Source organism: Pseudoalteromonas sp. Xi13, assembly GCF_003952205.1.
GTDB classification, from domain to species: Bacteria; Pseudomonadota; Gammaproteobacteria; order Enterobacterales; family Alteromonadaceae; genus Pseudoalteromonas; species Pseudoalteromonas atlantica.
The window spans coordinates 565,052-588,845 of the sequence record NZ_CP034440.1; the positions used below are offsets into that span (position 1 = coordinate 565,052).

Consider the following 23,794-nt stretch of genomic DNA (forward strand, 5'->3'; position numbering starts at 1 on the left):
TTCCCAAAAATTCCTTTGAAATCATTATCTTTAATACAGCAATGAAAAGGCCTTCAGATTCCTTTCCTTAGATGAAGACAATGTCTCAAAATTCCATGTAGTGATTTAAGGCACCAAAATTATAATACCCTAAAAATAAAGAAACAACCTTAATACTAAGTTAAATTAAATAAACTTTAATTTAACTCAATATTAAATTCATTATCTTTAACTGATAGCGATATACTATTTATTTTTTTGTCATCAATCATGCTAGAAAGTAAAACTTCCGACAACAAAGGCAATAATTTATTTTGCAAAATGGTATGAATGTTCCTAGCACCGGACCCTGCATTTTGACAATTATCAATAATATATTCTATTACGTCATTTTCATATTTAAGCTCAGCATCGTAATGCTTATTAACGCGTTTAATTATTTTATCAATTTGTAGTGATGCAATTTCTGTAAGAATATCGTCACTTAGTGGAATGTAAGGTATTACATTAATACGCCCTAAAAAAGCAGGTTTAAATGATGCGAGTAAATCATCTTGTAATGCTTTTAATAAACCTTTGATACTAGGTTTACTTTCTTCGTCTTCAAATAAACTCATGGTGGTATCAGTTCCCACATTAGAGGTCATAATAATGATTGTATTTTTGAAGTCGATATCACGGCCTTCACCGTCTTTAATTGTACCTTTATCAAACACTTGATAGAAAATATCTTGTACACCAGGGTGAGCTTTTTCCATTTCATCGAGCAATACTACGCTGTACGGTTTTCTTCTTACGGCTTCGGTTAATATGCCACCTTCGCCATAACCTACATACCCAGGAGGTGAACCAAGCAGTAGTGATACTTTGTGCTCTTCTTTGAACTCAGACATATTAATAATGGTGACATTTTCTTCACTGCCATACACTTCTTGTGCAAGCGAAAGTGCAGTCTCGGTTTTACCTACACCACTTGGACCTGCCAACATAAAAATGCCGTTAGGTCGGCTTTCATCTGCTAGTTGGGCGCGAGATGTTTGCACTACCTTAGCGATTAAATCTAACCCATGGTCTTGCCCTACAACACGTTTTTTCATTTGCTGTGCAAGGTTTAAAATGCCATGTATTTCATCTTCGTGCATTTTACCTACAGGTATGCCAGTCCAATCTGATATAACCTGTGCAATAAGCTCTTCATCCACTTGCCAATGAACCATATTATGTTCAAAAGCAGTTAACTTTTCTTTACTCTGCTTAAGATTGGCTAAAATTTCATCTGATGAATTTTCTTGTTCTGAGTTAATAGACTCGAGTGCCTGATTAAGCTCAGCTACAATTTCTTTTTCTACTTTAAACTGCTCAGTTAACGGCGCTAACTGCTCTTCAATAGTTACAAGTTCAGTTTTAAGTGTATCTAGTTGCACTGAATGATCTAAACCTGTTTTTTGTTCACGGTGTAGCATCTGCACTTGTGTTTCTATTTCGCTTAATCGATTTACAAGTTGCTCTATAGTGTTTGGTGTAGATGCTTGGCTCATTGCCACCCGCGCACAGGCAGTATCTAATAATGCCACCGCTTTATCGGGTAGTTGCCTTGCCGTAATATAGCGATGCGATAAGTGCACTGCACTTTCGAGTGCTTGTTCAGAAATAAATACTTTGTGGTGTTTTTCCATTACGGGCACTAAACCACGTAACATAGCCACTGCTTTTTCTGGCGTTGGCTCTTCTACTTTTACCACTTGGAAGCGGCGTGTTAGAGCTGCATCTTTTTCAAAAAACTTTTTATATTCAGCCCACGTTGTAGCAGCAATGGTTCTAAGTTCGCCACGAGCAAGTGCTGGTTTTAATAAGTTAGCAGCATCGTTTTGGCCTGCAGCTCCACCGCTACCAATCATCGTATGAGCTTCATCAATAAATAAAATAACCGGGTTAACTGAATTTTTCACTTCGTTAATTAATGATTTAAGACGATTTTCAAACTCGCCTTTCATACCTGCGCCAGCTTGTAATAGTGCTAAATCTAAGCTGTGAATTTTCACATTTTGCAGCACGGCCGGTACATCTTTTTGTGCAATTCTTAAAGCTAAGCCTTCAACTACTGCTGTTTTACCTACACCCGCTTCACCGGTTAAAATAGGGTTGTTTTGACGGCGTCTGGTCAAAATATCAACCATCTGGCGAATTTCGAAGTCGCGTCCTAAAATGGGATCTATTTTTCCGGCTTTTGCTTGAGCAGTTAAATCAACAGTAAATTGGTCAAGGCTCGGGGTTTTAGAGTTTGTAGCCGATTGGCTAGCCGTGTTTTGTACTGAGTGATTACGCTCTTGCGATTGAGCAACTATTTCTGGCCACGCATGAAGTAACTGCCCTGGCTCTATTTTATTAAATAACTTACTGCAACGGGTTACTAAGCTCGATAAGGTATCGTCTTTTACAAGCGTATAAATAACGTAGGCACTGCGAATTTGATTATCTGTAAACTCAATACTGGTACTTAACCAAGATTGCTTTAATAAGCTAGTAACATGTACAGATAAACTAGGTGATGACTCACTACCGGTTTTAAACGCTTCTAAAGATTGATTTAAGTCTTGTTTTACTTTTTCAATATCAATGTCAAAAGAGCCAAAAATAAGTCTAACATCATCTAGTTGTTGCTCAATCATGGCAAGTAACCAGTGTTCAAGCTCCACTGTAAAGTGGCTTCTGCTATTACAAATTGCAACCGCCGCCTCTAGGCTTTTTCTGCAATCAGGGCTTAGTTTTTCAACTAATTTATTGAGTGTCATCGAAGACATACAGTGTTCCTTTTAATTTTAATTATCCCTTAAACGATAACTTAGTAGGGTTAGATTTTGATTTGTTATTTTGTACCGCTAAAAAAGAATTTGCGCCTAATTGGCAGTCATTCTTAGCCAGCTGAGCGGCGCCTAAATGCTGAAAGTCAGTTTCAATAACTAAGCGGAACTGAATTGAGTTTCCAACGTAGTCTTTAGTAATTTTGTTTGCGAGTTCAAACAAAGCCCCTTTGGGTAAAAGAAGTTTTGCTTTTTTTGGATCGTTTGATTGTATATGCACTTCAATATTAGAAGAGACATCCCAAACCTTTTTACCTAGCATGGTATCTACACCTAACTGCGCATGCTGACCTTCAAATAATACTTGGCTTGCAAGGCGTGTTTGCTCTTGTTGGTGAAGTTCATGCCATTGACCAACCATTTGTTTTATTTTTACTTCGCAACCTAGGTATGAGCTAAGCACACTTTGTAAATCAAATGCGTTACGAATTTTTCGACTGTACAAACCCGAAAAATGCAACTGATGCTCATTATAGCCACCACTTAATAGCCCCAATATTTTGGTATATGGGTCTTTATTTTTGTCATTGTTTACATGGTTTAATGAAGGCTTATATTTTTTCCAAGCTCGGTAATACAAAGAGATCAGACGATGATTAAACATGTCGTAAAAATCGCGCATGGTCGTGTCTTTATAGCGCAGCCTTTGCATAACCAGTTCACTATAAAATTGCGGTAATGCACCAGAGCAGCCAGTTAACCCCATAAATGAAACCTGCATATTGACCTTGTGCAGACCATCTTCAAAGCCAGTTTCTTCTAGCTTAGTAATTGCATTTCCCGGGTAGCCAAACTTTTGGGTAGCCGTAAATTTTATTAGTTCTTGCTTTGGGTTGCTATCGTAACCGACGTGGCGATAATCTAAGCCACGCTTTTTAAGCTGGTTTTCAATAATGAAAACCGCTTTATAAAAATCGACTTGAGAAGCTTGGGCAATCAGTTGCTTTATCATAGTAGTGGTCTATCACCTACGCGCGCAGGCCACTGATAATATATTTGCTCTTGCTCTTTTAAACGCAAGCTCAAACGTGTGTAACTATTTATAGCGGCAAACTGAGCAAAGAAATGATCCAACACTGCGGCAAAAAAGAACATGCCACTGCCCGAAAAATCATCGTTAGCAAAAGTAATTTCTATCTCGCTGCCAGTTACAAAACTTACCCTGCCTTTTTGAATAACACGCGCGGTTGCAGGCTCAATACTAACGCGATATATATTATCTATTAGCCCTTTGGTTTGCGGCGATGCTCTAAAGTCATACAGACGAAGTACTTCTTTTAATTTATTACACGCATCTTCACCGCTAAACGTATCGAGTGTTAAATGATTAACAAGCTGCCAGCGCGTTGCATCGGCTAATACGGGTCTAACTGCATGTGTAAAAGGCGCTAAACAACGAATTTTTTTAATTACATCGCCGCGCTCTGGCATTAGTAATCCAAGCTCATCGTCGCCAAATGGCATACTCGCAGGTAAATTACGGTTGCTACAATGTGCGCGTACAGTGAGAACAGAGTTACCTTCACCATATTCCATAGCGCTGTTTTCAAATTTGGCATCTACCAATGACATAAATGTCTCGGTGCCAGACTCTACATAACCGCCCGCCCACGACGCTGTTTCTCTTCTTATATGCCAAAATAGGTCTTCGTGACCTTGATAATTTGGATGAGTTTGACCATAAAATGGCGCAACGACTTGTTTATTACCTTTGTGATCAAACGCTATAACCTCTGAAATACCAATCACTTCAGAAATTTCTGAGTCCATGTAACGCGGTGCAAGTTGATACTCGTATTCACTTATCTCAGGGCGAATTGGCTCAAGTTCTTGTTCAAATAAGTTAATTATTGGCGTGCACCCAAGTAAAAACATATCCTCATCAACCTGTTTCTCAAGCTCACTTGACTCAGTATCAAGGTATATATAGATATCACATTTGTTGGAGTTTTTAGGTAATGCGCCGCGTATACCTTCAAGTTCAAAAAAACGAAACTTCTCAGGAAAAGTAAAGTTTTCAACCAATAAACGATAACCGGCAGCAGAGCGCTGAGAGTAAGGCACAACCGCTTCGTGTGTTTCAAACCCGACCGCTTTTAATTGGTTTTTTGATAAGTATTTAATGCCTTCTTCGCCATTATCTATGGCTATACCAATGCTATGTTTGAATAACAGTTCGTACACTTTAAGAGTATGGTGCCACTGCCCGTTTATATATACGCGAAGTTTTTCTAAACCAGTTTCTGCAAGCGAAACGCCCTTGTATTCACCGGTTAGCTCTAACTTAAATATAGACTTTGCCTTTTCATGCCAACGCGGCTTAGGCGCTACAAAAGGGCTGTTATCAAACTGGGCTTTAGTAATTTCAATGGGCCAAAGGTAGGTTTCGTAACAGGTTTGAAACTTACATTGCTTCATAGAATCAACGTTAGTTTCAACTTCACTTGCTCTTGGGATGACAACACCCGCGGTGGAAAGGTTTTCGGCTTCTAATTTTACAATCGACATAGAAGGGATAGGTGCTTGATAATCTGGTAGCATCTGCCCTAATAAAGCATCCGTTAATTCAGGAAAACTGTCATCTAGCTTTTGTCTAATATTGGCTGTTAAAAATGCAAACGATTCAATAAGCCGTGATACATGAGGGTCTTCAACATGATCTTCACTAAGTTTTAAACGCCCAGCTACTTTTGGGTATTTCTCAGCAAAGTCTTTACCTAAATGACGCACAAATGCTAATTCACGATTGTAATATTTTAATAATTCATCGTTCATAATGATGCCTCAATAATCTTCATACCTAAATTTACGGGCTCTACCTCAGAATCAAAGCTTATAAATTCTGGCTCAGGATCAGCGTATAAAAGCGCATTAATACGCAAGTTTAAAACGCGATTAACCGGCACTTCTTCATCAGTAAATACTTCAACTTCTAAAAATCGTGGCTCAAATTTTAAAATAGTGTTTCTAACTGTCTCGCATAGCAGTGCTCGACCTTCGTGAGAACTGACCGACATACTTGAAAAATCAGGTAAACCGTACGATAAACACGATGTAGCAAGTTCACTATATTGTGTAGGCCACGTGTGCCATTGAATTCGGGCGTTAAGCAGTGCTTCTATATCTCTGCGCACATTTTTACGTAGCTCACTTATTGTGATCCCTTCGGTACGCGATGGTGCATCTTGAAAGTCAGGCTCATCATCAATGAGCCTATCTAAAATAGATGCTTGAAGCTGCTGCTTATGTTCTATCATTATTGCTCAAATATAAATTATGCTGCTTCTACAGCATTAATTTTTAAATTAGGAATTGTGATGGCTTCATCATTCACAAACAGCATTTTCATGCCTTTACCAATAATGAATTCATCTTTGAGTTCAACCCAGTCCGAAACCTGACCTAATTTTTCAAGATCCGATTCAGCATTGGCATAGACAAGCGGTAAATGTGCAGTGCCTGAAGGGCCTTCTTTAATCGTTATTTCAACGCGTAGCCAAATGCTTTCTAATACTGAACTTACAGGCTCTACTTTTATCGATTCAATTTCATCAAAATTTGCCAAGTAAAATTCGCCATTTGTGCCTAGTACTTCTAAATAAGGGTTTAATGTATCGTCCAAATCGCGTGCCACAGACTCTGCATCACTTAACGTTGTAACTCTTAACGTTTCCATTTGCGCAGAAAGCTCAGCAGCTTCGTCTATTTCGCCCTCTAGCAATGCCACATGCATTTTTAAAAACAGCGTGTCTATCTCATCAGCATCATGAAATAATTTAGGGATCCCTTTACCTTGGTAAAAGTCTATTCGTGATTGCTGAGCACGGATCAAATGTCTAAGATTTACAGCACCTACTGCAAACTCAGGATTTTTTTGAACCATAAAGTCGAGTTGTTTGTCTGCTTTTTCTAGATCACCATTTATGCAAAGTAATTCTGAATAGATACTTCTTATATCAAAATTTAAAGGCTCATCTTGAAGCTCTGTAGCACACAAAGATAGTGCTTCAGTTAGTTTTCCCTCGCGAATCAAGCTATGTATTTTCTTCATGGTTATTCCTTTATTTTGTGGTGAGGACTGAGCTCTGTTATTAATTTAATGCTCGAGACCATTTGATCTAATTGAAAATGGGGTTGTAGTTGTAAAACAGAAAAAAAGTGACCTGGATTTGCTTTGTTTTCACTTACTTTTATGCGGGCATTACTCAGTGGATATTTACTTCTGATTTGCTCAGATGCTGAGTCTGACGCAGTTGTATAATTATTGATCCACGACTGTAAGTCGCGCTCGCACGCATGCGCATTTATGTATGAACCGACTCTATCGCGGGCAAGTATTTTTAAATAATGTGCAAAGCGAGATACGCATAAAATGTATTGCAACATAGATGAAAGGCGTGCATTTATATTAGCTGCACTGGATTCGTAATTTTTTGCTTTTTGTACCGATGCATTACTATAAAAAACAATATGTTCAGTATTAGTAACTGATGACGTTGGAATAAATCCAAGTTCAGAGAACTGCTTTTCAAATTTACTTGTTACCAATAAATCCAATGGCGGTTTAGCTTCTTTTTGGTAGGTATCGTTTGCAAAGCTGTCTTTTGCAAGCCCTGTGACTAGCCCTTTTGACACTTTACCAGGCTCTATCCCTCTAATATGCCCAAACCATCCGCTATCACAGTAAGCCCTAATTATTGTTGATACAAACTGAAACGCAGCATTACCCCATAACATATCTGTTTCGGGATTTTTTATTTGTTCTTTAAAATAAAAGTCTTGATGGCGCTTACCATCGTTACTGTAGGGTGCTCTGACTAAAACATGCGGTAACGTTAAACCAACAAAGCGTGCCTCTTCCATTGATCTAAAGCTTTGCCATTTTACATATTCAGGTTGCTCAAATTGATTGAATAAATCTGCGTAGTACCCTAGGTCAGAAAAGTTATCTGCGCCAAAAAGGTTTGGAGACGCTGAACATATAAATGGTGAGAATGCAGCAGCTGCAGTGCGCGAGATTTCTTTAATAGTATCAATATCGTTATAAATAGTGCCATTAGATGACATATTACTAATTTCGTAATCGCCAATTACTACACCAAAAGGCTCGCCACCGGCACTATCAAATTCACTTTGATAGAGTAACTGAAAAAAGTAACTTTGGTCGAAATCTATCGCTTTGTTTACATCTTTAGAGAGGGTTGCCCAATCACAGTTTAATACTTTTATTTTTACTTTATTTTCTTTGTCGTATTGCTCTGTTTGGAGGGTTAACCACCATAAATTACGCCAGCTGGCTTCTAACTTTTGAAATCGTGTAGCATGAATAATGCTATTTAGCTGTTGAGAAATTAGCTGATCAAGTTCAACAATAATTCGTTGTAAATAAGGACCAAGCGATTCTTTTGTCCAAGAGATAGGAGAATCAGAAGAGCCTTCAAGCCACAATAACAGTGCCTTGTCTAAGTTTTTTTCGTTCAAAAACCTATCAAGCAAAGCATCATTATCGCTAATTCTAGACTGCGACTTTTGGTGAAAAGCGTAGTCTTGATTTATAAATGAAAACTCTTCGTGATTCATTTTACTGCATTATCCTTAACGCTAAAGACTAGTTAATTAACCAATCTCTGGAATTTTAGCTACAAGACGTAATGAAGAGGTAAGCTCTTCCATTTGTAGCCAAGGTCGTAACCATGCCACTGCGTTATAGGCGCCTGGCTGACCTGGTATTTCTTTAACTGATACTTTTGCATCGGCTAATGGGTAACGTGCTCTGATATCTTGGCCACCACCCTCGGTCGCATTTACATACGATAGAATCCAGCGGTTTAACCATGACTCAACATCTTCCGCTTCCATAAAGCTACCAATTTTATCGCGCGCCATCACTTTTAAATAATGTGCAAAACGAGACGTCGCCATTAAGTAAGGTAAGCGAGCTGAAATTGCAGCATTAGCTGTTGCATCAGGCGTTGAATATATTTGTGGTTTTTGACAGCTTTGGCCACCAAAGAAAACAGCGTAATCGGTATTTTTGTAATGACACAGAGGTAAGAAACCAAGTTTACTTAGCTCAGCTTCACGACGGTCTGTTATGCCAATTTCTGTTGGGCATTTAAGATCCGGATCGCCATCATCACTTGTGAAAATATGCGTTGGTAAGCCTTCAACTTTACCGCCACCTTCAGCACCACGTATCGCAGTACAAAAACCGTATTGCGAAAACGCTTTGGTCATATTAGTGGCCATTGCGTAAGCTGCATTACTCCAGCAGTAGTCGCTATTATCAGTGCTTACTGAACGGCCTGCTTTTGGTTCAACTTCAAACTCTTCATAGTTAAACTCTTCTACAGGTTTAGAAGCTGCACCGTAAGGTAAACGTGATAAGAAGCGAGGCATAGTTAGCGATACAAAACGTGAATCATCGCTGTCTCTGAACGAGCGCCATTTTGTGTACTCTAATGATTCAAACACTTTTTCTAAATCACGAGGTTTAGTCAACTCTTCCCAGTTATCAAACCCGAATAAAGACGGTGAAGAAGCGGCAATAAATGGACAGAAACCAGCTGCTGCCACATTCGACATTAGGCTTAACGTTTCCACATCTTCTGGGTGATTAGTAAATTCAAAGTCACCCACAATTGTGCCATAAGGTTCGCCACCAGGAGTACCAAATTCAGACTCGTAAATCTTTTTAAATGTTTGGCTTTGGTCAAACTCAACTGCTTTGCTTAAATCTTTATGTAGTTCTTTTTTCTTCATGTTTAAAACACGAATTTTAAGCGTTGAGCTCGTTTCAGAATTCATTACAAGGTGGTGCAAACCACGCCAAGAACCTTCTAACTTTTGAAACTCTTCGCTGTGCATAACAACACTAAGCTGCTTTGAGATTTTCTGATCGATTAATTGAATTGCTTCATTAAACGTCACAGTCATGTTTTTATTCCATTGAACTGTGCCTTTTAATGCCTCTTCAGTTAATGTTTTAAGTAGTTCTTCTGCACGACTTGCATCAGTTTGCTTAGTGGCACCAATGGCTTGCTCTAATAACGATGAGCTTGCCTCAGCTGTTGACTCTAATTCAGTACTTAGTTGCTCTGCACTCATTTTTCAGTCTCCTCTAGCTTAAGTTCCTTAGCAATAGAATCAAGGCTTGAAGTATTGCTTAATACTTCTTCTAAAACATTTTCAAGCTCTTCTGAACGGTCAATCTTAGTCATTAAATCGCGTAATTTATTACGTGTTTCCATTAGCTTACGTAATGGTTCTACCTGATTAACAACTGCTGCAGGCTCAAAGTCATCGATTGATTTAAAGCTAAGGTTAACTTCAAACTCAGAGTCATCATCGCTCAGTGTATTTTCTACAACAAGTTTTAATGAAGGGCTCATGCGTTTTAAAACATCGTTAAAGTTTTCGCGGTCAATTTGAATAAAGCGTCTGTCTTTTAATGGTTTTAATGCTTCAGTGTTATCACCTGAAAAATCACCCATTACACCAACAACAAATGGTAATTCTTTTTTTACCGCAGTCCCTTCAGTTTCAACATCATAAGTGATGTGAACGCGAGGCTTACGTACTCGTTTTAATTTATCATGGATACTCATAGAGAACTCCTTTTACTTATGTTTCAGTTTCGCTGATCTTAATGCCAGACAACTTAAAGTACCCGGTCCTAGCATCACTATCTGTTATTAATTCATTTAATAATTCAGGCAGCGATAATTCGCTCCATCGAATCACTTGTTCTATCGTGTATGACATTGGAGAATGCGGTTCGGTTTTTCTAAAAAACGCCGCTATTTCTTTAAGCTTATTTATCGCATTCTCACGAGAATCAATTGCTTGGTTAATGGCCTTTTTAGGCGCTTCAACAGCATCTTGCTCTTCATCGTTTTGAGTGAGTTGCTCTTGCGTTTGCTCAGAGATGAGAGCCTGTTCAGCTGCAACAAGTTTATCCGCTGCAATGTGGTTAACGGCCGCCAAACTTACTTCAAGCGCTTGTTTAATATTTGAGGTAGGTTGCGGCTGCCCCGTCACTTTATCCATCACATCGCTAAGCTGGGCAAATTCAGTAATTGCCTCTTCTATATCTTGCTTTAAGTTGACAAAAAATTCAGTGCTTGTCTCCGCGGCGCTTTTTTCGATTAATTCAAAATCGACCGCGCCTTGTGCTAGTTTTTTCTCTCTTTTCTCATCATTTAACCTTGAAATATCATAACCTTGTTGATATTCCCAAAATGTAAAAGGGTCTAAGCTAACACTGTCAGTTAACAGTATGCTTTTGATGGGGATAATAAGAGTCCCCTCACCTGCGGAGCCATTTAATCCGCCAAGAGCCGATACTTTGTCTGAAATTTCATCGTCTGCATCGAGGGTAGGGTATAGCGCGTCGAAATAATTATCTAATAAGTGGCTGGCCACTTTAAAGCCAAAAGCAAGCCCTTTAAAACCGTGAATTCGGCATAAAGCTTCAATAAACCACGCTAAATACTCAATGTCTTTGCTTTGTGATTTAATTGCGCTACTGCATTGCTCTAATAAAGGTAACCAGTCACGAGCAAGTGATGAAATACCTTCTTCGTCTACTAACGCGTTTCTTTCAGCGGCACGAAGTTGGTTTCTTAAATCTTTTAAGGCGTAATAAGTCGACGTAGGAGAAACATCCGAGCGAGGGTCTAAACCTGCGATCTCAGTTTCAGAAATAGGGGAAATATACTCTTCAAATACAAACATTCCGTCGTCCTAATAATTATCCATAAAACTCCAATAAAGTGGAGCGGATTTCATATTACATTCTTTATATTAAAATACAAGCCTAGTTACAATTGTGTTTAAACCAAAATAATTGCAAATATATAAACAATAAACTTTCAATATAAATAAATTAACACTTAAAGTTATATAATTAGTAATAAATAATTATTTAGTAAAAAGTGGAATTGTAGCTTCATCTTGAATTTTGTATGTTTCCGATTTGCTACTAAAATTTTCATGGCCATATTTAATTATAATACAGGTAACATTATCGCGTGCACCTCTTACTAAAGAAGAATGCATTAGCGCCATACCTGAATCAATAATACTATTAGGTTCTAATGACAAACATATTTCTTCATCAGACAATTCGCCTGTTAAGCCATCTGAACAAAGCAAGAAAATATCATTAGTATTTACTTCACCTTGTACTACATCTACTTTAACTTCGTCTGTAACGCCCACTGCACGGGTAATCACATTCGAAAGAGGATGCGTTTTTGCTTCCTCGATTGAAATTACGCCCTCATCGATAAGGTCATTTACTTGGCTATGATCCCGCGATACTTGCTGTAATTGGCCATTTCGCAACATGTATGCCCGGCTGTCACCTACCCACAAAACGTAATATTGATTATCTTTTATAAATAAGGCGGTTACTGTGCTGCCCGCGGTTTTACTTCCTAAGTACTGAGCGCTGTAATCATTTAATTGGCGATTTGCATCTTCAATAGCTGAAACAATATGAGAAACGCTAAGCGTAGCTAGTGTCTTTTCTTCAACTTTTGCTCTAATAACATCTACGACTAGTTGGCTTGCAACTTCACCCGCTTCATGTCCACCCATTCCATCAGCTACTACCCATAAGTTATGGCTATTAATTTCAACATGAGAGTCTTCATTTAATTGCCTAACTGCACCGCGATGAGTTATTGCGTAACTTGTACTTAAATTGCTAATCACTATTTTTTACCTGTGTGTAATTCCATTCCCAATGTTTCCATCGGCCATCTAACATAGCAGCAACTTGGTTAACAGGCGGTAGTCCTGAAGTAACAAGCATCATAGGCTTTATATTGCATGAACCGTGTGTCCACCAAACACTATAATCACCATGCTTTTTATATAAAAGTGCATGTAGGGTGTCTTTTAAAACATCACTTGATAGCTCATCACCTGAGAACTCAAATGCTTCACCTTCTTTATTTTTGTCGCTAGAGGGAGAAATACTAAGCTGCTTTTTAGGCGCTATAAGGGTGCTTATCGATTTAGCAACGTCTTTTCGCCAAGTAAAAAGGTCAACAGAGCTATCGAGCACTTTAAGTACAGTGTCTTCGTACTCTAAGGAGAAAACGCCCGAATTTAATACCTCTATCGGCGCAACTTCTAATGTACTGGCCACTGTAAATGGGTAATGGCGCCCTACTGCATCCATACTCGGTAATAGGGTTCCCATTACGCCTTTATCGCCAACAATATTTGGCGATAAAGCAAAATGCCATACAGGACCTGTTAGGTAGTTATCTTGCCAATTGTCGCCTAACTGTTCCTTGCTTACAGCAATAGCTGCTTGCAGCCATTGCTCCCAGTGCTCTGAAAATTCTTTCGAAACGCTGTCTTGAACAAAGTCCCCCAAGCTAGGGACTTTGCCGAGGTAGCCTATATTTATAATCGGGTCGGACATGAAAACTTCTCTACACTTTTATTCCAAAATGGATGCCTAATTGATTTTGGCAATAGCTCAACTTTTGCGTTGTTACCCATGAGAGAAAAATGTAACTCTAAATCCTCACGTGTTTTAGCTCTTTTAGCGCTAAGCTCATCTAGCATGCGATAAAGCGACCATTCACCTTGGTAAGTCGTATTTACTGAGCGGCCTCCATTAGGTGGAGTGAATACAACTCGCGTTTTACTTTGTCCACTTGCGCCTGGCCAAACAAAGTTAGTAACTCTTAAAGGGCCATGGCGGTAAATCATTGATTGACCGTCAATTTCAATCATTAAGCTCGATGTAGTTTTATCCAACGATAGCGGACGTAAGCCAAACTCAATTCTAGGTGTTGCACTTCCACCATCGAAGAATACGGTTTGAATTTGATGGGCTAGTTCAAACATGGCTAGAGTATCAGCGCTTATGCCAATGTCTTTTTCAAACTTCCACGGACTCGAACTCATATCCACACTTGGCGCTACATAGTTAGTGAAGAAGCTATCAATAGTGCCATCTGGTCCAAAGAAGCGTGTAAAGTCTTTCATATTCACTTCTTTTTGTGCATAAGGAGAGAAAGGGTATCGGCCCACAATAGCTGCGTTGTACTCACGTAAAACTTGGCTTTTCCAAATCTCATTTAAGTGTCTGTTAGCGCTATTTTTAGTGATATTACTGGTATCTCTGCTTATATCTAATAACCAGCTATTAAATGGGTAAGGTAGATCACGGCTTTGGAACTCAAGTTGGCGAATGAAACTTGGTTTACTTTTTCCACTGATTTGATCTTTTATTGATGACTTTAACTGATCACCTCTATCAAGCTTAGTTAGATATACATTGAGCTCTCTGAGGTTTTTCTGAATGTTATCTAATTGCTGAGCATCAATATTTATAACATCTTCAAACGCTTCTTCAACCTGATAACCTGGCAGTTTAATGTCAAACTTAGGCGCTTCGTCAGGTAAAAAACGTTTAATTCTGTTAGCTTTAGTTTGCATTGCAATTTCAGCGGCATTAGCGGCAACTTTACCCGCTGCTTTTTGATTCTCTGACACCGGCAGTTTGGTTAGTTGCACATTTTTTTGCACAGCCACAATAATGTTTTTAATCGGTGCTTCTGAGCCAGCAAGTACATCAGTAATATTCACACCCTCAGCAGGTGAGCTGTACTGATTAAGGCTTAAATCGTCGATAAATGATTGCCAAAAGAAGACATAATCTTGGAAATAACGCTGCTCTAATTTCTTTTCAATTTCTTCTTTAGAAATATCATAAGTGCCCGATGCTTCCTCGCCATATACCCAGCTGCTTGCCATCAAATTTCCAAGCATTTTACTTTTTTCAACATTAAAAATGCCGTGAAAACCGTTAAAGGTATATAAACCAGGGATACTTCGAGTCAGCTCGCCATTGTTTCTGAATGTGAATTTTTGCGCACTTTCAAAACTAATAATGTCTGTTAATCTAAACGGCGGAATGCTGCTATCAAGAAAATCAGCTTGTAGGCGTTGGTATGCTCTTTCGGCTATTGGTAACTTAGTTAATTCAGCTCTAGCTATACGCACTGCTTGATTATCTATTTTTGTTTGACTAACCCCCAGCTCTAATAAGGCAGCAATGTGGTTCATTAACTGGCCGCGAGTTAGCGCATTTTTATCACCCGGTAGATTTCTTTCTAGGTATGCATTAAACCAAGCCGAAATATCTTCACTTTCAAAGTACTCAGGTTGGAATAGCATTAAATAGCACTTTAGCGTCTCGTATAAATAGCTAAGGTGCTCTGGGTGCGCTTCCATTTCTTTAATTAACGTATTTGCGATATAGGGTTCTAAATACGTTTGTAGAGACCTGTTATAGGCTTGTGTAGATGACTGTTTAATTTCATTAAGCTTATTAAAACCTATTGACTGAGATTCATCGTCATCAACTAACGCAGGGTTATTAGCTGGTAAGTTTCTTAGCGCATTGAGCCTGTCGTTTAATACTAATAAGTTGCTTCTATCAAAAGAGGCGGCATCTAGCTCCTGATAAGTTTCAATGGCTTCATCTGTAGCAGCCATTAAATTATTATTCCATGCAAAGCTAAAGTACCACGAAATAGAAAAACCAATTACCGCAATACTGGCTAAAGAAATACTACCTACTCTGAGCCATTTGTTTTGCTTATCATGATGTTTGTTAGTGCTAGCTAGGTTTTGCTCAGGGAAAATTACACCTTCTAAAACGTTTTTAATAAAGAAGCTTTTCGACTGATTTATATAGCTAGAATCTGCTGAGTTTACGTCATTTAAAAAGCTAGCTGGCTTCCCTTCTTGAGTTGCACTGGTCAAATACACGCCCCTAAACATAGGGAGTTCTTCATAAGCGTTAGGGGTAAAAATTTCTTTTAAAAACGCATCGCCCACACCTTGTAGCACACGAAGTTGTCTCGGAAATTCGAAAATTTTGGCTCGTATTTCTTCATTACGCTCGTTAATCAGCCTACGATTAAGCATTTCTGTCAGTTTTGAAATTAATGCGTGAAACTCTTTGTTAAACGCTTCAACTTGAGTGTCTTTATCTAGGTCTAGCTCAAAAGTAACACCCCAAACTTGCTCGCATTCTTCTTCTGTAAGCTCGCCAAAAAACTCTCTAAAACCTTCAATTAAATCAACTTTAGAAAGAATAACGTATACCGGAAAAGTCATACCCAACTGATTTTGTAACTCTTGTAAGCGCTGTTTAATTGCGCGGGCATGTAGGTTACGCTCTGTTTTAGTTTGACTCATGAGCTCAGAAATACCCATGCTGATCATTACACCGTTAATGGGGCGTAGAGGGCGGTACTTGCGTAAAAGCCCTAAAAAGCCCTCCCATGCGCGTGAGTCATGTTTTGCGTGGCTACTTTGTGTAGTGTATCGTCCTGCGGTATCGATAAGTACAGCTTTATTAGTGAACCACCAATCACAGTTTCGTGTACCACCAACACCGTGGACTAAATCAACACCTAACTTATCTTTTAACGGATAGTCTAAGCCTGAGTTATTAATAACCGTTGTTTTACCGGCACCAGGCGGGCCAATCATTATATACCAAGGTAATTGATATATATTTTTACCTTTAAATAGCTTTACATCTTTGAGTAAGTTGATGGCTTCATTCATGCGATTTTTTAACGTGGTGATCTCTTCATTCACCTCGTTACTGTTCGACTCATCGCTTTCAATTAGTTCATCGGCCATTTTCTCATCGCGTTTGCTTTGTTGCGTTAAGCTATAAATTTTGGTGATAGCAAACACTAAAATAACAAACAAAATAGTTAACAGCCGTGCTGCTACACTCTCTAAAGGGATAAAGTCAGCAATCGCAATAAGCGGACCACCAAACCAAATTAATAAAGATAACGCCAAAAAGCCGATAATTAACATGGCTGTTTTAGAAGTAAGTACGTAAGTAATTTTTTTTATTTTGTGTGAAAAACTCATGTCAGCCTCATTAAAATAATAAATCGATTTCAATTCGTCGGTTTAGTGACCGAGAAGCTGAATCTGAATTGCTGGCGATAGGCTCTGCAGCACCTTTACCTTCAGGCCATAAACGGCCACTTAGGTTTGTACTTTTAGCCATTGAATTAGCAACTTGCGTTGCACGGGCTAAAGAAAGGTGCCAATTTGATGGGTATTTATCAGTCCGAATAGGCGTATCGTCGGTATGCCCAGTAATTAAAATACGCCCTTTTGTTCCTTCTAAACTAAGTGCTAGCTTTTCTAAAATGGGTTGAATTGACGGTAATAATTTAGCGTCGCCTTGATTAAATAGACTTTCGCTGTTTATTGAAATTCTTATGCGGTCTAGGTTTTTCTTTACTGTCACAATCCCCATCTGAATTTCTGTTTGCAGTAACTGCTCAAGTACTAATAGTTGCTTATCTTTTTTATCTACACTTTCGTTTTGCGCTATAGGATGAATAACAGCCAGCTTATCGTTAAGTGAAGTAACGCCGTCGTTGAGTTTCATGTTGATAAATAAGTAAACCATTAACAGCACTAAGCCCAGCACTGAAAAAATCACCCAAAGCGGAACTTGATTTCTAAGCTCTACGCCAGCGGCAACACGCTGCTTCCAATTAGGTGAAAGTTTATTGTTTAATGGGCCATCTAATTGATTTAAAAGGTGATACATTTGAGAGCGATATTCTTCTATTTTAGTATCGCCACCGTTGTCTAGTCTGTATTTACCTTTAAAGCCTAAGTTTAAGCAATGGTACTGCAGCTCAATAAATTGTTTGTGTTGTTCAGGTTGAGCCAGTGCATTATCAAGCAGGGTGTAAAAGTATTCACCGCCAAACGTTTCTTTATGAAACGTCGATAGTAAACTCTCATCAGCCCACTCCATTGAGCTCCATTTAGAATTTAAAACTGATTCATCTAAAATCGCGCACAAGCAATAACGCGAGTTGGTAATGACATCTTTAGAAAGCCCCTGGTTGCGCACTTCAACTTCAAAGCGCTTTACAGCCTCAACACAGCGATGCTTTAAAGCAGCAATATTTGTCATCTCTTTAGCTTGGCTAATCGAAATTACAATTGAAAAACAATCTGTTGCCGCTTCTAAAAGTGGGTTTTTAAAAATTGAAACTTTAGACGTATTAGCAACACTGCTGGCAACAGGCTCAACAGACATCACTGTTTTATCAGCATCGTTATCAACATTAGGAGTGTTTGAAGTGTCACGCCCTAGTCTACCAGGGCGAGGTTTTATAATGGTTTCGTCCATTGAAACTCTTCCTTTAAAAGTTAGGTTCTAATTGCCCAAAGGCTTATTTGTAGCTCTGGGTAATTGCCCGATAAGTGGATAGCGATACCACCACTTGAACGAAGTTTTTCCCAATGTTCACCCTGCTTGTTTAACTCAAAGTAATGAAAACCTGCATGGTATGGGATTTGGCGCGGTGCCGTTGGTAAGTTACTAATGGTAATACCAGGAATTTGGTTATTAACCAAGTCACGTATGGTTTCTACACTACCAATCTTAATTTGTGAGGGCAGTATTTTGCGCAGCTCTTCATGCGGTACACTTGCTTTGATTGCTAAAACAAATTGTGCCGAGTTAAGTACAGATTTATCTTTTAGTGCGCCAAACGAAATACCAAACTTGCTTTGCTCTAATTTAATTTCTGTCGCAGTTTGTTCAATAACATGACTTAAAGATTGATATAAGAAATTAACTACTTCAGAAAATACTTTGCCCAAATTTTCATGATCGTACTTAGGCAGCTTTGGTACTCTTTTATTCGCGGTACTAAAAGTAGATAGCTCGCCAGCAAGCTCAATAAGACGGGTATAAAATACATTTGGGTGGAGGTTATTCACGCTAAGTAGATTGTCAAAAACAGCATCGTACTTATTAAGGGTTTGCAGCATGATAAAGTCAGCAACAGAGGTGCTCCCTGCATAACCTTGACATAAACGCACAGAAATACTCTCTGCGCGCTGTTTTATCATAGAGCCTATTTCTCTTACTAAACCAAGTAACGGCTTGCATTGACCTACTTTTAAAGAGGCAGGTATGTATTTAGTGTCAAGCTTAATGCTGCCTTCGCTGCTTACTTCAATAATGCGCGCCACAGGTAGCAAAATATAACCAGCGTGATCATCTGATGAAAGCACAAGTTTGCTATAGATTTTAGCAACTTGAATTACCTCTTGAGATTGAGCTCCCAAAGAGTCATCACTAACTGTTAGATCATTTAGCTTATAGCGCGTGACGATATTTTCATCCAGCGCTGAAATATTAATACCACTGCTTTTTAATGCAGGGATGGCAAGGTATACCACCTCATCATACACGTCTTTATTAACCACTAATGGCTCAGGTAAAGGGGTTGATTGCGGCATTTCAATTGGGAGTAAATCAGGCGTGATAGCACTTAAAGACTCAAGAGCAAACTGCCCTGAGCTCAATAATTGTGTGTCTATACTTATATCAAGTATGCCCCACGGATCAGATAAATTCCCTTTGCATAATTGATTTATTAAGTTAGAAAAATGCTTATCTGATTGTTGAAAATGTTGCGGCCTTAAGAACATCCCTTCAGTCCACGCAACACGAGTGTTATCACCCATTTTACAAATCCTTTTTATCGCTCTCTCATGTATGTAGCAATTGCTTCAACATTTACATCTATATCGTCATAGCCTGTTGGGTCAACCTCAATAACAGCTCTCCACCTTGCTTGGTCGATATCTCTATAGGCCACAACAACACCCACATAACGGGTATTTCTGTTAAGGCTCATTTTGTATTTTTGTACTGAGTTTGGTTGTAGCTCTAACTCATCTTTTTTAAGTAAATCTGGACCCAGTAGCTTTTCAGGCGTTTCGTATAAGCTAAAAAAGTCCTGCGTATCAAAAATAGTTCGTGAACTAAGTTCAAATATTTTCATAACAACTGGCGACGGTCTCTCTGATGTGTCTGGATTTACATCTTTAGAAACATTAATAATTAAATCAGTTGAAGGCGGCACTATTTTATTTACGGTGGTACACCCAACCGTCAAAAAGAGTAGGCTAATGCTCATAAAAAAGAGCTTAAGTTTAGACATTATTTACTTTCCTTCCTAAAACGTTTCTTGAGTTTTATCATTGTAAGCCTTTAAAAAATCGTCAGATAACGCCATAGCGCCTTTCGCATTAACATCATGCGCTAGCTCTTCATGAAGGCTTTGGTATATCTTCCAACATTTTGCTTCTGACTGGCCTGGAATAATCTTTAATACATTAGAGTTTTCATTTACTTGCTGGGTGATCTGCTGGGGAGAAACCTGCTCTAAAATCCCTTTAAGTACACCATCAGCTCCTGCTAATAAAGCATGTTCATGTCTTCGTGTATCAGTAAAACTTTCTTTAATCGATTCACGAGACGACAGGAAGCTTGCACTATTTCTTATGAATAAATTCTGAATAACATCATCAATATCAGCAGAAAATTTTATAGGGTTATTTTGCTTTGTTTGAAACATGGTTTGATTCAAACGTAATTGATTTTTTACCAATGCTCGTTGTCTTAATGACTCCATCAGCTCGTTTAATAATAAATTTAAACTTTGCCCCATTTCAAACCACAACTCTGGTGTATTAAGGGCATTTTGAAGCTCAGTTTTAACACCTAAACCTTTTAAAAACGCCTCCGATAAAGCGGAATTAGCGCTTGCGGTACTAGCGTGTGTTTGCGTTTGTTTTACTGGCTGCTTAACGGGTTCTGGTGTTTTTTGTGGCTCAACTTTAACGGGTTGCTCTGCCACTGCAACATCATCAAAATGGCTTTGCGGTGAGACTGACACATCAGGGTTCATTAAATGTGATAATTCATCCCAATTTTCAGGAATTTGATTATCAGGCTGTGCCATGTTTTCTTCTTTCATTGAAACAGCAGGCATTGACTCATCTAAAATAGATTCATTTAAAAATAAGTTACTTGAAGAAAAATTATCTATTGCAGGTGCTGGGGCGCTATTTCTCAGTACAAAGTCATCCGTACTTGGGCGTGCTTCAGTGTATGCTGTCGTAGATTGAGAATCAGCTAACTCGACTTCAATTTGAAAGTCCCCCACAGTAATCACATCACTGTGCGCTAAACGGTGTTTATTACCTTGACCAAGCGCAGACACGCCAAAATTAACAAACGTTCCGTTAGTCGAGGTATCGTATAAGTAAAACGAATCCCCTTCTTTTTCAATACGGCCGTGTCGGCTAGAAATTATTTTTTCAGGATCAGGCAAGTGCCAATCGCACGCTTCCGAGCGGCCAAAAATAAGAGAGTGTTTAGTTGTTTTAGAAGCTTCAATTTCAGGCGAGAGTCTATGATAACTAGTTATATTTAGTATCAGTTCCATTTGATAAGTTAGTCCCATAAATCTACATTTTTATTAGGATAAAGTAGAAGCGAAACTATTGTCAACATTGAAATTAATATATAAAAATATACACATATATTTAAATTTGAAGACAATGATAAATTTAATAAACCTAAAAACATGAAATCCAATAATTAAATTACCGTTTGAATGTTCCTTTTTCAGCACACTGCAACAAACTTAATCCCAAACAAAATAAAGTGAAAAATTACCGCTGAATGTACCTTTTACGCCTTTTACAGCCCTTTTAAGCACGTTATTTTTTAAGTTTAAAAATAAAAACAAATTTTAAGTGAGTTAAAACAGGCGACATAATTAATTTTGTATGAAACTTCTACGCTAGAAAGATTGCTAAAGTAATCTTTTTTTGTAAAAATACTGCCGTTATCAAAGGGAGAATTGATAAAAACGATAAAAATTCACCTTTGCAATTATTTATATATACACAATAAAAGGATTTATAATGAGCGGTATCAATAATTCTAACGATAAAACTCAGATAGCGTCGCTTGATTCAAATCTCAAAAAACCCCAAGCTAAAAATAAGCTCAATCTAATTGGCAAAAAAATATCTGCTCGTTACTTGGTTGAAGAATTAATTGGCCAAGGCGGTATGTGTTATATCTATCGCGCAAGGGATTTATTTTTAGAAAGCCCAAGCCGCCCTGAAGTGTTTGTGGCGATAAAGGTGTTACTCGAAGAGTTTTCACACTCAGAAGAGGCAATCACTCTCCTAAAAGATGAAACCACTAAAACACAACAGTTAGCTCACCCTAATATAGTTAAAGTCTATTCAGCAGGTTCAGATGGCGATCTTCACTATGTAACAATGGAGCTTGTTGAAGGCGAAACACTTGAGCAAATAATAAAAAGAAATAAACCCACTGGCATGGTGTTTAAAAAAGCCAAAGTGATTTTAGAGCAGTTAGCTGATGCACTGATTTACGCGCATGCACGCGGTGTTGTCCACAATGATTTAAAGCCATCGAATATTATTTTTGATTCTAACGGCAACTTAAAAGTACTTGATTTTGGTATTGCAAAACATAAAACCATTGAAGATGCCTATGCTGTTCAAAACCAACAAAATGCCGCAGTTGTAGGTGGTTATACCCCCACCTATGCAAGCCCGGAGCAACTTAAAGGTGCAGAAGCATCAGTTAAAGATGATGTATTTTCTTACGCATGTATAGCGCTTGAACTATTAAGCAGCAAACATCCATTTAACCGCGTAGCAGCTGATAAGCTAGCAAAAGATGCCACGGCCAAACGCCCTAGTAACTGCCCATTATGGTTGTGGGGTAGCTTAAATAAAGCAATTGCATTAAACGCTTCTGATAGATTAAGTTCACTCGACCCCATTACTGCTAAATTAAACCATAATTACAAACCAGCTATCGCACTAGTAGCAAGCTTAGTGATTGCTACAGTATTAGCAGGGCAATATTACTTATCTAACAATAACAATGTAAAACAGCTCGAAGCAAAATTAGACAATGCTCAGGCGATAAATCAGCAAGTAAAAACGTGGATGTCGTGGAATGGCCCAAGCATACTCGATAAGCTTTCTGAAATACCGCCGCAATACGAAGTTTTAAAGCAAGGCTTATTGCGTGTAAATCAAGAGAGTGTTTTGCAAAGCTTTGATGGTATGGCTAATCAACTAAATAATAGTGGTGATAAGTTTAAGAACTTCGACGAAACAATAGATGTATACACTCAGGCACTTGAATACTACCCAGATTCAGAAAAGCTTTCTGTGCAACTGGAAAGCATTTTAAGAGAAAGACAATCTATTATTTTTGATATTACATCGCGAATTAATTTACTTTTAGAGCAATCTCGTTATAACGAAGTTGATAACAATAGTATTCCTCAGTTAATTATCGATTTAAAACAGGTCGATGACACGTACGTCTATCAGCCTTCACAAATTCACTTTGATAACTACAAGTTAGCGCTTGATAATGCTATACAAGAAGACGACGTTATTGCTCAAAAAGCGTTATTAAACGTAGGGAAAGCCATCTTTACTAATACGCAAAAAGAAGAGCTGCAATTTGCTGAGCTGCTCAAAAGAGAGTCGGCAATCGATGCACTCACCTTGTACCAGGAAAAAGTAAATAAAGGCCAGCAAGCACAATTTCCAACTGCAGATGCTGTTGTATTTTATCAGCCACGCTTTAATCGCTACACAGAAAAGCTGGAAGGCATTGAACAATACAAAGAACTATTAGAATTTGAAGAGCAGATTAACGTGGAGTCAGTGGATTTACCATCAGACTTTTCGCTTTTGGTTTCTTTAAAGCAAGAGTTATCTAAACGATACATTACAATGGCGAATACCTTAATGAAGAGAAAAATGTATCGTACTGCTGAACAACTAGTAGAGCGAAGTGAAGCCATTACTCAATCACTTGATAATGTTTTATTGTAACTTATAAACAGTAAAGCAAAGCGATTGTGGCTTTGCTTTTACAATACACTTTAAAAGTTGATGAACACTTAGTTTTACCGACGAAAGTCAAGGACGACGAGTTAAGCTAACGCTTGTACTCCTCCATGATATTTCGCAATTTTAATTACTATAAT

General features: G+C 38.4%; 17 protein-coding genes. 1 reads left to right on the plus strand and 16 read right to left on the minus strand.

Features of this window, described 5'->3' with window-relative positions:
- Nucleotides 1-176: 176 nt before the first annotated feature.
- The 16 genes from tssH to tagH all read right to left on the minus strand — a co-directional run bounded on the left by tssH (nucleotide 177) and on the right by tagH (nucleotide 21,181).
- On the minus strand, nucleotides 177-2,780 hold the full coding sequence (tssH, locus tag EJ103_RS18985) for a type VI secretion system ATPase TssH (protein ID WP_126009401.1): 2,604 nt from the start codon (nucleotides 2,778-2,780) through the stop codon (nucleotides 177-179).
- Nucleotides 2,781-2,802: 22 nt separating this feature from the next.
- Nucleotides 2,803-3,792: a type VI secretion system baseplate subunit TssG gene (gene tssG, locus EJ103_RS18990; RefSeq protein ID WP_126009403.1), complete on the minus strand. Its 990-nt coding sequence runs from the start codon at nucleotides 3,790-3,792 to the stop codon at nucleotides 2,803-2,805.
- Nucleotides 3,789-5,615: a type VI secretion system baseplate subunit TssF gene (tssF, locus tag EJ103_RS18995; protein ID WP_126009405.1), complete on the minus strand. Its 1,827-nt coding sequence runs from the start codon at nucleotides 5,613-5,615 to the stop codon at nucleotides 3,789-3,791. The genes tssG and tssF overlap by 4 nt, the downstream gene beginning before the upstream one ends.
- Nucleotides 5,612-6,097 carry a type VI secretion system baseplate subunit TssE gene (gene tssE, locus EJ103_RS19000; protein ID WP_064387136.1) on the minus strand — a complete coding sequence of 162 codons (486 nt, stop codon included), beginning with the start codon at nucleotides 6,095-6,097 and terminating at the stop codon, nucleotides 5,612-5,614. The genes tssF and tssE overlap by 4 nt, the downstream gene beginning before the upstream one ends.
- Nucleotides 6,098-6,114: 17 nt before the next feature.
- Complete coding sequence (locus EJ103_RS19005; protein WP_126009407.1) at nucleotides 6,115-6,891, minus strand: type VI secretion system accessory protein TagJ; 777 nt, start codon at nucleotides 6,889-6,891, stop codon at nucleotides 6,115-6,117.
- Nucleotides 6,892-6,893: 2 nt separating this feature from the next.
- Nucleotides 6,894-8,420, minus strand: a complete 1,527-nt coding sequence (gene tssC / locus EJ103_RS19010; RefSeq protein WP_024032876.1) for a type VI secretion system contractile sheath large subunit — start codon at nucleotides 8,418-8,420, stop codon at nucleotides 6,894-6,896.
- A 36-nt stretch (nucleotides 8,421-8,456) separates the two neighbouring features.
- Entirely contained in the window at nucleotides 8,457-9,947 is a 1,491-nt protein-coding gene (gene tssC / locus EJ103_RS19015) for a type VI secretion system contractile sheath large subunit (RefSeq protein ID WP_024032877.1), read from the minus strand.
- Nucleotides 9,944-10,447 carry a type VI secretion system contractile sheath small subunit gene (tssB, locus tag EJ103_RS19020; protein ID WP_024032878.1) on the minus strand — a complete coding sequence of 168 codons (504 nt, stop codon included), beginning with the start codon at nucleotides 10,445-10,447 and terminating at the stop codon, nucleotides 9,944-9,946. Before tssB ends, tssC (EJ103_RS19015) begins: the two co-directional genes overlap by 4 nt.
- Before the next feature lie 16 nt (nucleotides 10,448-10,463).
- Entirely contained in the window at nucleotides 10,464-11,576 is a 1,113-nt protein-coding gene (tssA, locus tag EJ103_RS19025) for a type VI secretion system protein TssA (RefSeq protein ID WP_024032879.1), read from the minus strand.
- A gap of 186 nt (nucleotides 11,577-11,762) precedes the next feature.
- The gene (locus EJ103_RS19030) at nucleotides 11,763-12,560 is read right to left on the minus strand and encodes a protein phosphatase 2C domain-containing protein (protein WP_126009409.1); all 798 of its coding nucleotides are present in this window, start codon (nucleotides 12,558-12,560) and stop codon (nucleotides 11,763-11,765) included.
- Entirely contained in the window at nucleotides 12,553-13,281 is a 729-nt protein-coding gene (tagF, locus tag EJ103_RS19035) for a type VI secretion system-associated protein TagF (protein WP_126009411.1), read from the minus strand. Before tagF ends, EJ103_RS19030 begins: the two co-directional genes overlap by 8 nt.
- On the minus strand, nucleotides 13,263-16,772 hold the full coding sequence (tssM, locus tag EJ103_RS19040) for a type VI secretion system membrane subunit TssM (RefSeq protein ID WP_126009413.1): 3,510 nt from the start codon (nucleotides 16,770-16,772) through the stop codon (nucleotides 13,263-13,265). Before tssM ends, tagF begins: the two co-directional genes overlap by 19 nt.
- A gap of 10 nt (nucleotides 16,773-16,782) precedes the next feature.
- Entirely contained in the window at nucleotides 16,783-18,063 is a 1,281-nt protein-coding gene (gene tssL, locus EJ103_RS19045) for a type VI secretion system protein TssL, long form (RefSeq protein ID WP_096042737.1), read from the minus strand.
- A gap of 20 nt (nucleotides 18,064-18,083) precedes the next feature.
- Nucleotides 18,084-19,412 (minus strand): type VI secretion system baseplate subunit TssK, encoded by a 1,329-nt coding sequence (gene tssK, locus EJ103_RS19050; protein WP_024032884.1) that lies wholly within the window; start codon nucleotides 19,410-19,412, stop codon nucleotides 18,084-18,086.
- A gap of 14 nt (nucleotides 19,413-19,426) precedes the next feature.
- The gene (gene tssJ / locus EJ103_RS19055; protein ID WP_024032885.1) at nucleotides 19,427-19,891 is read right to left on the minus strand and encodes a type VI secretion system lipoprotein TssJ; all 465 of its coding nucleotides are present in this window, start codon (nucleotides 19,889-19,891) and stop codon (nucleotides 19,427-19,429) included.
- A gap of 15 nt (nucleotides 19,892-19,906) precedes the next feature.
- Nucleotides 19,907-21,181 carry a type VI secretion system-associated FHA domain protein TagH gene (gene tagH / locus EJ103_RS19060; RefSeq protein ID WP_126009415.1) on the minus strand — a complete coding sequence of 425 codons (1,275 nt, stop codon included), beginning with the start codon at nucleotides 21,179-21,181 and terminating at the stop codon, nucleotides 19,907-19,909.
- Nucleotides 21,182-21,665: 484 nt separating this feature from the next.
- On the opposite strand from tagH, the gene EJ103_RS19065 reads away from it, so the two are divergent.
- On the plus strand, nucleotides 21,666-23,639 hold the full coding sequence (locus EJ103_RS19065; RefSeq protein WP_126009417.1) for a serine/threonine-protein kinase: 1,974 nt from the start codon (nucleotides 21,666-21,668) through the stop codon (nucleotides 23,637-23,639).
- Nucleotides 23,640-23,794 lie beyond the last annotated feature (155 nt).